The 12,925-nt window shown below is 31.2% G+C and carries 12 protein-coding genes; all 12 read right to left on the bottom strand.

The window, feature by feature from the left end:
- Positions 1 to 367: 367 nt before the first annotated feature.
- Positions 368 to 781, bottom strand: coding sequence for a S1 domain-containing RNA-binding protein (locus RR409_RS04510; protein WP_332556530.1), 414 nt, complete (start codon positions 779 to 781; stop codon positions 368 to 370).
- A gap of 93 nt (positions 782 to 874) precedes the next feature.
- The gene (locus RR409_RS04505; RefSeq protein WP_332556529.1) at positions 875 to 1,150 is read right to left on the bottom strand and encodes a septum formation initiator family protein; all 276 of its coding nucleotides are present in this window, start codon (positions 1,148 to 1,150) and stop codon (positions 875 to 877) included.
- A gap of 111 nt (positions 1,151 to 1,261) precedes the next feature.
- A complete protein-coding gene (yabQ, locus tag RR409_RS04500) occupies positions 1,262 to 1,642 on the bottom strand; it encodes a spore cortex biosynthesis protein YabQ (protein ID WP_332556533.1) in 381 nt (126 codons plus the stop codon).
- Positions 1,643 to 1,661: 19 nt separating this feature from the next.
- Entirely contained in the window at positions 1,662 to 1,958 is a 297-nt protein-coding gene (gene yabP, locus RR409_RS04495; protein ID WP_332556528.1) for a sporulation protein YabP, read from the bottom strand.
- Between the two features lie 82 nt (positions 1,959 to 2,040).
- Positions 2,041 to 2,301 carry an RNA-binding S4 domain-containing protein gene (locus RR409_RS04490; RefSeq protein WP_332556527.1) on the bottom strand — a complete coding sequence of 87 codons (261 nt, stop codon included), beginning with the start codon at positions 2,299 to 2,301 and terminating at the stop codon, positions 2,041 to 2,043.
- Between the two features lie 301 nt (positions 2,302 to 2,602).
- On the bottom strand, positions 2,603 to 2,878 hold the full coding sequence (locus RR409_RS04485) for an HU family DNA-binding protein (RefSeq protein WP_332556526.1): 276 nt from the start codon (positions 2,876 to 2,878) through the stop codon (positions 2,603 to 2,605).
- A gap of 140 nt (positions 2,879 to 3,018) precedes the next feature.
- A complete protein-coding gene (gene mazG, locus RR409_RS04480) occupies positions 3,019 to 4,464 on the bottom strand; it encodes a nucleoside triphosphate pyrophosphohydrolase (protein ID WP_332556525.1) in 1,446 nt (481 codons plus the stop codon).
- Between the two features lie 208 nt (positions 4,465 to 4,672).
- The gene (locus RR409_RS04475; RefSeq protein WP_332556524.1) at positions 4,673 to 6,208 is read right to left on the bottom strand and encodes a polysaccharide biosynthesis protein; all 1,536 of its coding nucleotides are present in this window, start codon (positions 6,206 to 6,208) and stop codon (positions 4,673 to 4,675) included.
- 327 nt (positions 6,209 to 6,535) lie between these two features.
- Positions 6,536 to 7,087: a stage V sporulation protein T gene (gene spoVT, locus RR409_RS04470; RefSeq protein WP_332556523.1), complete on the bottom strand. Its 552-nt coding sequence runs from the start codon at positions 7,085 to 7,087 to the stop codon at positions 6,536 to 6,538.
- A gap of 186 nt (positions 7,088 to 7,273) precedes the next feature.
- Positions 7,274 to 8,275, bottom strand: a complete 1,002-nt coding sequence (locus RR409_RS04465; protein WP_332556522.1) for a peptidylprolyl isomerase — start codon at positions 8,273 to 8,275, stop codon at positions 7,274 to 7,276.
- Between the two features lie 424 nt (positions 8,276 to 8,699).
- Positions 8,700 to 12,227 (bottom strand): transcription-repair coupling factor, encoded by a 3,528-nt coding sequence (gene mfd / locus RR409_RS04460; RefSeq protein ID WP_332556521.1) that lies wholly within the window; start codon positions 12,225 to 12,227, stop codon positions 8,700 to 8,702.
- 129 nt (positions 12,228 to 12,356) lie between these two features.
- The gene (gene pth, locus RR409_RS04455) at positions 12,357 to 12,920 is read right to left on the bottom strand and encodes an aminoacyl-tRNA hydrolase (protein ID WP_332556532.1); all 564 of its coding nucleotides are present in this window, start codon (positions 12,918 to 12,920) and stop codon (positions 12,357 to 12,359) included.
- Between the last annotated feature and the right edge of the window lie 5 nt (positions 12,921 to 12,925).

The raw sequence follows: 12,925 nt of genomic DNA, 5'->3' as shown, positions 1-12,925 counted from the left end.
CACCGCAGGATTTTAAGTCCTGTGCGTCTGCCAGTTCCGCCACTCCAGCATATTTTGTATTGCTGTCACATCTCAGCGACAATATTTATTATAAGTCATAGTGGTTTGTATGTCAACACATTTTTTCATTTTTTATATTAGTCTTATTGTGATTTTAAAATTAGTGATGAAACCTCTCCGTTCAACTTGCTTTTAGAAAGTGCTCTAGCTCTCATCTAAGTTCTTTTAAAGTACAACTCTATGATTTTCACCAAAATACAAAAACTCATTTTATTTAATCAAAAGCATGGTGCTTCATGCTTCTAAAATGTTATTAAAAAAGTTTAAAAGAGTGCCCTAATAGCACTCTTTTATATCAAAATTACTTTTAGTAACTTGAACCCTTTTTACTATATCCACGACCTTTTCCGTCTTGGTGCTTTTTAAGATCTTGAAATCTTTCTTCACTATCCTTCAAGAACTTTGACATTCTATCCTCAAAGTTTCCTGTGGTAGTTTTAGATTTCTCCTTATCCCAATCAATTTCCACTGGTTTTACGGATTTTTTAGGAACACCTGCTTGTTTTATGGATAAGCTCATTTTACCATTATCATCTACAGATATAATTTTTACTTTAACTACATCTTCCTCTTTTAAATGGTCTCTAACATTTTTAACAAAAACGTCTGATACTTCAGAAATGTGAACTAAACCAGTTTTGCCTTCCACTTCAACAAAAGCACCAAAATTTGTGATATTTACCACTTTACCTTCAACAATAATTCCAGCCTTTAAGGTCATATTAAAAAGACTCCTCCTTAAATATAGATGATTTATAAATTTATTTATATAATGATATAGTTAGCAATAACTTACTAATCTATCAAAATAACTTTATTTAGTCCCACTGTTATCAATTACAGGAGTTTCTCCTTCTTTCACTAGACCTAACTTTTCTCTTGCTAATTTTTCAATATACTTTAAGCTTTGAGAAAGCTTAACTTCATCCTGCAACTTCATATTTTCCTCTTTTGTTTTTTCAAGCTCCACAGTGTACTTTTTTAACTCAGTTTTTTGTCTCTGCATAATAATTTGCTGATTTACGAGAGTAAAACAAATATATGCTCCAATTAACATTAATAATAAGTTTTTCTTTTTTATCTTCTTCATTTCATCACTCATCCTTTCAAATGAATGAGCCAACTTATTACAGATTGTTAAACTCATAATTATATTTTAATTTGAATTTAACTTTTGTTCAAGTTATTTATGCTATTATTTTTAACTTTTTCTAAGTATTTTATAAAAACATGCTCTTATAGGGTAGGATATCACATAAAATGTTACCCTAATCACCTTAAATATAAATAATAAAAAATTATGCAGAGTCTTAACAAAAAATTTGCTTATAGCCTTTAGATATAAAAATAATCCTATGCCAATATAAACAAACACATTAAAACTCATATATGCATAGCTTGTGTACATCATAAATATAAAGATAACAATCCCTGTTAAAATCCAAAATAACACATCTTCTATAGCAGAAATAAGCTTATTTAGACTTTCAAATCCTCTTATAGTTCTATAAATATCAAATAGCACTCCAATTAATATTCCACTTAACAAACTAAAAACAAACAAATTTACTTGTTGGGGCATGGAAAAAATCATAATTACTTTACCTGAACAATCTAGCAATTATGCCATTATGTTTTCTTTGCTTCTTTTCCTCTGAAGTGTATACTATATAGGTTATATTACCACTTATTACTACATCCCCATTTTGCACGTCCAACTTGTTCATTTTTAATTCCTCACCTCTAATGTCCATATTCCCTAGAACAGTTTTTAATAAAATCTGTTCATCATTAAAGCTTACTATTTCAGTAACTCCATCAAGATTCATTTTTTTTCTATTTTCTAAAGATAAAAAACTTCTTTTATTTTCAACCTTAACTTCTTTGCTTTGCTCCATGGTATCCTCCTCACAAAATTTGCATTCTCAAGTACATTACACTTTCTTATAAAAAATATATGCTTGGAGGATAAATTTATTCCTATTCTGTATCTTCTTCTCCTGAAATAATCTCATACATGCTCTTTGCATCCTCTTTAGTAACATGAGCAGCTATATTAATTATTTTTGCTTTCAAAGTTTGTTTAGCAAATTGAATTTCAATAATATCTTCTTCATTCACAACAGTCCCCGCCTTAGCAGTTTTACCATTTATAGATACTCTTCCACTTTCACAAACTTCTTTTGCTACAGTTCTTCTTTTTATTATTCTTGAAACCTTTAAATATTTATCTAATCTCATTTCTTTCACCTCACTAAAGTTCAATATTTATATTATTTAAATTTAAGCTTTTTAGAACTACGGAAGAAAACTTAATTATTCGAAAATTTGTTTTATATAAAGCTACAGCTATTATTAAAAGTTAGTCTGAGATTTTAAAATCTATCATACAACCGCATGATTCTGTTATCTTTTAATTCAAATCAATCCTTAGCTTTTCATCATCTTAAAATATATTATGTTTAATACTATCATTATACGAATTAAATTAAAGTAAGAAAAAAAACCTAGATAGAAATCCAGGCTTTTTTAAAATTTAAGACTATTTGTTAACGATGTCTTTAAACTCTTTTCCTGCTTTGAAAACTGGAGCTTTAGAAGCAGGGATTTGTATTTCTTCTTTAGTTCTTGGGTTTCTTCCAGTTCTAGCAGCTCTTTCTCTAGTTTCGAAAGTTCCGAATCCTACTAATTGAACTTTCTCACCATTTCCTAAAGCTTCTTCAACACTGTCTATAAATGCTTTTAAAAATGCTTCTGTCTCTTTTTTAGTTAGGCCTGATTTTTCAGCCATGCTTGTTACTAATTCTGCTTTGTTCACGATGGTACCTCCTTAATGTTAGCGGCTATGTTAAAATATTTTTATTTTAACAATTAGCACATAGAATATCTACTAGCATATTCTTCGATTAATTGAAAAATCCTTTTTTTCAACTATAGTTTTAACAATTTTTTTCTAATTTAAACATTTTTTGCTTCATTCCATAGTTGATCCATTTCTTCAAGGGTCATATCTTTTAAATCCAACCCTTTCTTAATGGCAGATTCCTCTATAAATTGGAAACGCTTGATAAATTTATCTATAGTATAATTTACTGCAAATTCTGGGTCAATGTCAAGAAGTCTAGCAACATTTACTGTTGCAAAAATTAAATCTCCTACTTCTTCTTGAATTTTTACCACATTATGGGTTTTATATACATCTTTTATCTCTTGAAGTTCTTCTGAAACCTTTTCCATAGCTGGAAGTACATCAGCCCAATCAAATCCAACTTTTGCAGCCTTACGTTGAACTTTTTCTGCTCTTATAAGCCCAGGAAAGTTTTTAGGCACATGCTTTAAGGTATCCGTATAACTTTGAAAGTTTTTTTCTTTAACCTTGATATCTTCCCAGTTTAATAAAACCTCATCACTACTATTAACCTTCACATCACCAAATACATGTGGGTGCCTTAATATCATTTTTTCCGTAATACCCTTAATTATATCATTTATATTAAAATAACCTTCTTCTTTACCAATTTCAGCATGGAATACTATCTGAAGAAGTACATCTCCAAGTTCCTCAATAAGTTTTGTATCATCCTTTTCATCTATAGCTTCTAGAACCTCATAGCATTCTTCAATAAGATATCTTCTTAAGGATTCATGAGTTTGTTCAAAATCCCAAGGACAACCATCTTCTCCCCTTAGCCTTTCCATAACCCTTAGAAGATCATAAAAATCTACAGTATTATTCATATCCTTTGGAATATAAATGGAAGTTAAATAATCAATATCCTCTTGTCTATCTAAATCATAGAGCTTAATCTTTCTGATGCTCTCAAGATTCTTAACTCCTGCTGCTCTTACAAAATAGATATCTGTATTTTCGTTATAATACTCTAAAAGAGCAAGTTTTATTTCCGAAGCTATAAGATTATTGTATACCTGAGTTATAATAAGGCCTACTCTTTTATCCATAACTTGATTTTTTATATCAAAAGCATCAATTATCTTAATTCCTTCTATAGGGTCTAATTTAAGACTTTCCATTACAGCATCAATGAAACTTACTGCTGGCAGTATTTCTGTTTCTATATTGCTTTCTTCACAGAGCTTTATTAAAAGATTTACAGACTTTTCTGCTACCAATGGATGTCCTGGCACAGCATAGACCAAATCCGCACTATTTCTGTGTTTTTCTAAAATATCTTGCGAAATAGCACCATAAACCTCATCAAATGAATCATATTTTTCATAGAAAGAATCATAGGTTTCAAATACTATCCCTAAAGACTTTAAATACTCTACATTTGGATGCTTTTCTGTTCTTAAAAGCACTTTGCTTGATGACTTTAAAAGTTCTAAAGTTCCTATAGTTAGTGCATCCGTTGCTCCTGGACCCAATCCTACTATTTTAATCATTGGCAACACTCCTTACTTTATCAGTTTGTATTAAACATTGTGTAAATTGATTTTGTACAACCACTTCAAAGGCTGGATTTTAATCTCTTAACGCTTACTAGAAAAAACCTTATATCTGCTGAAAAATAGAACATTCATCTCTTGCAGTTGTGGTTATATCTATTACATTTACAGTTTTACTTCCTATGTTTTACCATTTAATTTAATGTTAGCTTTTCATAAATTTCCCCCTAATATCCTCTATGTTGAAAATTCTTAGTATTATAACTAATAACAAAAATACTAAAACTCCTAATAATATAGAAATTAAGCAAGAAATCCCATTACTCATTGTATAATTATAGACATTATTATAGCTAAATACAACAGCTATTATCATAACTAGAGAGGCAAACATCGGCTTTATTAGAACCTCATATAAATTCAATTTAACCCTTAACACCTTTCTTACTTCTATATAATTAAGCACTGCTGTAGTTACATAACCAAATATCGTTCCAATTACCGCCCCATAGATATTTACCGAAGTTTCAGCTACAAGTACATAGGATAATATAACTTTAACAATGCATCCTATAGCTAAATAATATACTGGTTTTGCATATCTACCACAACTTTGAAGTAATGATGAGGTAGTCTGAGTAATAATTATAAACGGAATTGATATAGATAAATATTTTAGTATGTTATATCCTGCTACATCTCCCATAAATACAAGGGCCATTATAGGCTTAGCTAAAAAGTATAGGCCCAAAAAGCATGGTATTCCAATAATAAAAGAAAGCTTGAACACCATTTGTACACGTCTATCTAATTCTTTAGCCCTATATAAAGAATAAGCTTCAGCAACTATAGGCACAAGGGATGCGCATAATGCCATTGACACAGCAAGAGGTATATTTTGAAGAGTTACTGCCTTCCCTGTAAGTTGTCCATAAAGCACCGCACTCTCTTCAAGCGAATATCCTGCAGTCAAAAGTCTTTGAGGTACCACAATAGAATCAATTAAAGCCATTATTGTGCCTACTGCAGCAGCTATTGACACAGGAAGAGCTGCTTGACCTATAATTGGAATCATACTTTTTCTCTTTTTGCCATTAATCCTTGGAAACTGTTTCTTATTTTTAAAATAATTAATTGCAAGATAAATACTTCCAAAACATCCACCAATCACTGTTCCCAAAGCTGCCCCACCTGCAGCATATTCTATACCTTTAGGTAATAATAAGTAAGCAAAAAGTACTCCAAAGACTACTCTTCCTATTTGTTCTACAATTTGGGATATTCCAGTATAAGTCATATTTTGTAATCCTTGAAAAAATCCTCTTAATGTACAAATAATACAAACAAAAACTGGCGCAATAGAAATAATTACAAAAGAATAATAGGATCTGAAATCCCACTTCAGTAATGTTACCAACTGCTTAGAAAAACCTAACATTAGAACCGAAGCAATCACTCCTATAGGAATCATAATCATAAGTGTTTCTCTAAGAACTTGCTTTATAGCATGTACATCATTTTTTGCATTGAACTCAGAAATAATCTTAGACATTGCAATAGGCACTCCAGAAGCAAGAGCTACAAAAGTCATATAAAGCGGATACGACATTTGATAATATCCCATTCCCTGATCCCCAATTAATCCTTGTAAAGGTATTCTAAAAAATAACCCTAAAAATCTCGCAAATATAGTTGCTGCACCTAAAACCATGGTGCCTTTTATCAAAGATTGTCTCTTCATAAATTCCCCCCATAAATAATTTCTCTATAATAAATATTTAACTTTATGGGGGTTTATTACTTTTTATAAGATTATGGTACTTTTGAGCCTAAATATCATGTTATTTTTAAAAATAGCATGATATTATTCTTTTGTGTTTTTTATACTTCATGAACAAAGCATATTTATAACAAAAATTATAATAGGTTCTGTTATCCACCTTATACAAAATAAAAAAACTTCTTTAACTATTTCTTCAGTGTCATATAACAAAAATGATTATTAAAATGAATTTAAGTCAATAATGCAAAAGGAGAACAAAAATAATGGCGTGGATACGCCACACCATTATTCTTCCATCTGTTTTCCTAGGAATGCAGATGCTGTTTCAGCTAATTTTAGTTCTAAATCTCCAAACTTCACATTATTTTCTTTAGAAACTATAATTACAGCTCCAATAGCATCTCCTCCTGCCATTATAGGTGCTATAACTTGTGAGTTATAAACAGTTTCATCCTCATCGCTATAAAGAGCTATAGCCTTTTCAGATCCCTCTCCTAATATGACAGCCTTACGTCCTGTCATTGCTTTTTCTAAATCAGAACTCACTTTTCTTTCTAAATACTCTTTCTTAGGAGCTCCACTTATAGAGATAATACTATCTCTATCAGCTACAATTACTATATGTCCTATAGTTTGTTGTAATGCTTCAGTATATTCCTTAGAAAATTCACTTAGTTCTTCTATAGGTGAATACTTTTTAAGAATTACTCCACCTTCTCTATCTGTAAATATTTCAAGAGGATCTCCCTCTCTTATTCTAAGGGTTCTTCTTATTTCTTTTGGAATTACGACACGTCCTAAATCATCTATACGTCTTACAATACCAGTTGCCTTCATATGCTAATTCCTCCTTAACTAACTAATTTTATATACTAGTGCTATTATTATCCTTCTTTATTTGAAATTTTATACACACCAGTAAAAGTTTAATTAAATATTCTACAAGTGCATTTATTTTTACCATAGTTTTACCATATTATTACCATAAAAAAAGAGCCCTGATAAAATCAAGACTCTTTAGTATTATTTTAATTTATCTTCATACACTTTTATATTTGCTTCTTCTTGCCATTTTGTCATAGTATCTTGCCATACTTGATATTTTTTTTGTTCAAGTAATGAAGCCTTAATTTCTTCCTTAACATCCTCAAATTTCTTAACTGGGTACTCCTCTTTATCTAAAGCTTTAATAACATGATAACCAAAAGTTGTTTGTATTGGCATTTTTGTGTACTCGCCTTTTGGTACGCTAATTGCAGCTAACATAAAGGTTCTATCATATTGAGTAGTATTGTAATCAATCCAGCCTAAATCTCCACCTATATCTTTTGTTCCGTCAGTTCCTTTCTCTTTTGCAAGAGCTGCAAAGTCTTCACCATTGTTTAATCTCTCAATGATTGCTTTAGCTTCTTCTTCTGTTGGAACCAATATATGTGCTGGGTTAATTTTATTTGGTTTCTCTGTATATTTAGTCTGGTTTGAATCATAATCCTGCTTAATTTCTTCATCAGTTACTGCAGCAGTTTTAACACTTTCTTCATATACAGCATTTGAAATAACTGCTGGCTTTAACTCTTTAAGTAAACCTTCTTCTGTCATACCTGCTTGCTTCAATGCTTCTTTATATTGTTCATCACTATCAAAAGAAGCTTTTATATCAGCAAGTTCCTTTTGAATTTTTTCATTTAGTTCTGCATCTGAAGGCATAACCTTTAGTTCTTCAGCCTTTTTATTTAAAATCACATCATTAACCATTGTATCTAGTATACTGGTTCTCTGTTCTAGTAAATATTGTTTCGCTTCTTCATTCTCTGCATAATTTTCACCATATTGAGCTTTTACATTTTCAATAACTGGAGTGAGCTGAGCGTCAACTTCTCCTCTTGTGATTTTAGTATTATAAACTTTAGCCACTACGGTTTTGTTTACGCCTTCTTCTGTTTTCTCTACTATTCCACAACCTACTATAGATATGGACATTGCCGTTATTAACATTCCAGCTATAACCTTTTTAACGTTTCTCAATTTTCTTCCCCCATTTCGGTATAATTTGATTAGCCTTAGACCATTTTTTAGCTTAAGTAATAAAAAGACTTTAATTCTTTTTGATCATTATATTTATTTATTTTAACACAAATTATCTAGTATTGAAATATATTGTTAGATAATCAATAAACTGACTTTATTTAATCATCTCTAGAAGGAGACTTCATCCCTTACCTTTATAGGTTAAGAGTCTCATTCGTCCAAAATATTATTAAATGCAAAGAAGGGCGCATTTAACAATATTTTAGACTCTGAATTTGCTATTATTGATAATAGCGCTATTCAAATTACCTTTAAATATTAGTTTAACTGCAAAGTAACTATCTTAGCTCTTTATTATTGTAATTATATACTGTGGCAGTATAGTGACAGGTAAATGAATAATTCATGAACATATATAGAATTATTTTGTATCACCTTTTATAACAGTCTTCATATCCTGCAAAACCTCAATTAGAGATTTTAACAAGATTTCTCTTTTTATCCCTTTAAACTTATAGCCAAGGGCAGGCTTATCGCCCATTTTAAAGATTATTTCTTTTTTATATTTTTGCAATATAAATCTTGCAAGTTCTGGAGACAAGTAGCCCTTATTCTGGAAGGTAATAAGAATTTCGCTTCCAATCTCTTTAATTTCGATTACTCCAATTTCTCTAGCAATTGTTCTTAAATAGGCTATATTCATAAGGTTGTATACAGTATTAGGTATATCTGAAAATCTATCTTCTACTTCTTCTTGAAGTTCTAACATATATTCATAAGAATCAATGGATGCAATCTTTTTATATATCTCAATCTTTTGCGTTTCATCCTTGATATAACTACTTGGTATATATGCATCAATTTTGATTTCCACAGTAGTTTCAATAGGTTCCTTATCAACATCACCTTTAATAAGTCTTACCGCATCCTCAAGCATTCTACAATACAAATCATATCCCACTGTAGCCATATGCCCAGACTGAGCAGATCCCATAATATTACCTGCACCTCTTATTTCTAAGTCTCTCATTGCGATTTTAAATCCTGATCCAAGTTCCGTAAAATCCTTTATAGCCTTAAGCCTCTTTTCAGCTACTTCAGTTAGTACTTTATCCTTCATATAAGTAAAATATGCATAGGCGATTCTGTTCGTTCTACCAACCCTTCCTCTTAACTGATAAAGCTGAGAAAGCCCCATTTTGTCAGCATCATAAATTATCATAGTATTAGCATTTTGTATATCTATCCCTGTTTCTATGATAGTGGTGCAAACTAATAAATCATACTTTTTATCAATAAACTCTAATATGATTTTTTCTAGCTCCCTTTCCGTCATTTGACCATGAGCTACAGCAACTTTAGCTTCAGGAACTAGCTTTGAAAGATAACTTGCCATATCACTTATAGTTTCCACTCTATTATATACAAAGAAAACCTGTCCATCCCGATTAAGCTCTCTCATTATGGCATCTCTCATAAGTTGATCATTAAACTCTACTACATAGGTTTGTACTGGGTATCTTTCCTCAGGAGGAGTTTCAATAACACTTATATCTCTAACTCCAGTTAAGGACATATGCAAGGTTCTAGGAATTGGTGTAGCTGAAAGAGTAAGTACATCTATGTTCTTCTTAAAGTCTTTTATCTTTTCTTTATGGGTAACACCAAATCTCTGCTCCTCATCAATAACTAAAAGCCCTAAATCTTTAAATACTACATCCTTCTGTAAAATCCTATGAGTTCCAATTAGAATATCAACATTTCCCTCTTTTAACGACTTTAAAGTAGCCTTAATTTGCGCAGGAGTTCTAAATCTACTCACCATTTCTACACTTACTGGAAAATCTGAAAATCTCTTTTTCATATTCTTATAATGTTGCTCTGCTAGAATTGTAGTTGGAACTAACATAGCAACCTGTTTACTATCCATGACACACTTGAATGCAGCTCTTATAGCCACCTCTGTTTTTCCATAGCCTACATCACCACAAAGGAGCCTATCCATAGGCTTATTACTCTCCATATCTTTTTTAATCTCTTCAATGGATGTTAATTGGTCTGGAGTCTCATCATAAGGAAATTCCTCTTCGAACTGATTTTGCCAAACTGTATCTTCAGAATATTTATATCCTTTTAAAGTTGCACGAATTGCATATAACTTAACTAAGTCCTCTGCAATATCCTCAATGGATTTTTTTACCTTGTTTTTAGCTTTAATCCATTCACTTCCACCAAGTTTGTTAACCTTCGGTGCTTTGCCTTCACTTCCAATATATTTTTGCACCATATCAAGCTGTTCTGCTGGAACATAAAGTGTATCCCCTGAATTGTAGGATAACTCCAAGAAATCTTTCTTATGCCCTTGTACATCTAGTTGTTTGATACCCTTATATACACCTATTCCGTGATTAACATGTACTACATAATCTCCTAGTTTTAACTCTGTAAAACTCTTAATCTTGCCGACACCTTTTTTATTTCCTCTTCTTGTGGACTTTCTCTTAGATTGCCCAAAGACCTCATTGTCAGATATAATACAAACTTTAAGCTCTGGATATTCAAACCCCTTTGACGCATTACCGAAGGTTACAACGACCTCTCCATATTCCATATTTGGTATTATATCTCTATAGGTGGCCTCAATCCCTCTATCTCTAAGAGTCTCAATGAGCCTTTCTCCTCTTGTCCTTGTCCCCGAAAGAATAATAGTCTTATAATTCTTTGACTTCTTATCCTTAATATCATCAATAAGTAAATCAAGTTGTCCATGATAATCATGAATAGTAATTTGTGAAAAAGGAGCAATTGTTCTTGGTTCTAAATATTTTGCAGTTTTTGTGAATGCCTCAAGAACCATAACTTTTCTTTCACTTAAATCCCCCATAACACCTTCTTTAGGTATCAACAGCTCTCCTTGCCTTGGAAGAATATTACCTCTTTTTAAGAAATTTTCATAGTTTTCACTAAACTCAAAATAAACACTTTCAAGTTTTCCAACACATCGTTGAACATCATCTACCACCACAAAACAATTCTTCATATAATCGAAGATAGTAGAAGTCTTTTCATAAAAATAGGGCAGATAACTATCTATAGTTTCAAAGGACCAAGTCTCTCTTAAAAGTTCTAAATTATTATTAATACTAGAAGTTAATCTATTAATAGCTTCCTTATCTTTTTTCTTCTTAAAGCCTTCTATTGCAGCATTGAAATTTTCAGTAATTTCTTTATATGCCTTATCTATGTGCTTGTTTGTTAAAATAACTTCCTTGGCCGGAAAAACATCAATACTCTCTACCTTTTCTATACTTCTTTGTGTATCGGTGTTAAATGTCCTAATGGAATCTATCTCATCATCAAAAAGCTCAAGCCTAAAAGGAAGTCCACTTGTAGGAGGGTATATATCAAGGATTCCACCTCTTATAGAAAATTGACCCTTGGTATCCACCACTTCATTTCTTTCATAACCACTTTCTATTAGCTTTTGAGAGAATTCTCTTATATTTAGCACATCTCCCACTGTAATCTTAAAACTATGGTTAATAAATAATTCTACTGGTGCATAGGTAGCCGCTAAGGCTTCTATAGAGGTTACAATTATTTTCTTTCCTTCTTCTAGCATCTTTTTAATTACTTTTAACCTTTCCCATCGCAAGTCACCAGAAATAGCATCTATGTTGTAAAACACTACCTCTTTAGTAGGAAAGTAATACACATCATTTACATAAAATAATAAATCTTCATATATATTTTTAGCTTCAACGTCACTATGAGTAACTATCAGCATTTTATTATTTATTTCTTCATAAACCCCATATAAAAGATAACTTTTTGCAGACTCAGAAAGACCATAAACTCCAATAGGATACTTACTATTGTCTATGGCCTTAGAAATACTTTTAAATTGTTCGCTTAATTTCAGGGGTGTCATTATACCCTTTAGCCTCAAAACTTACCACCTCTCAAAATTCCATCTATCTTAAACTATTAAAATTACACTTAACCCTTGTGTAATTTTAAATCTAAAGAAGATTAAACTTTCATACGTATTTAAATAAAATTATATCTATAGCGAATTTTATGCCTTAAAGCTATTAAATTTATTCATAGCTCCAGAGGCACCTTCTTTTATAATGACTTCTACAGCATCTACAGCTGCCTTAAAAGCCAACTCTACAACTTCTCTTTCCTCTTTTGAAAATCTCCCAAGAACAAAAGGAATTAACCCATCTTTCGGTTGTCCAACTCCTATCTTAATTCTTGGAAATACATCTGTTGATAGATGCATTATAATGTTTTTAATTCCATTATGACCACCAGCACTTCCCTTTCCTCTGATTCGAAGAGATCCTGGTTCTAAACTTATATCATCATAAATTACTATTATTTTTTCGTTAGGTATCTTATAAAAATCACAAACCTCCCTAACGCTTTCCCCACTTAAGTTCATATAGGTTTGAGGTTTTAAAAATAATACCTTTTCTCCACTTATTATGACCTCACCATATATACCTTTAAATTTTGTCCTATTAAGTTGAAAATTATACTTATCCTGACATAAGTCAACTATATCAAAGCCAACATTATGCCTTGTTTTATCATACTTATCTCCTGGGTTTCCTAGTCCAACTACTAAATACATACCTT

This window comes from Clostridium sp. (assembly GCF_036642255.1).
Classification (GTDB): domain Bacteria; phylum Bacillota; class Clostridia; order Clostridiales; family Clostridiaceae; genus Clostridium_J.
Note: the sequence above shows the minus strand (reverse complement) of the source record. Positions and strands in the feature narration are given on the sequence as shown.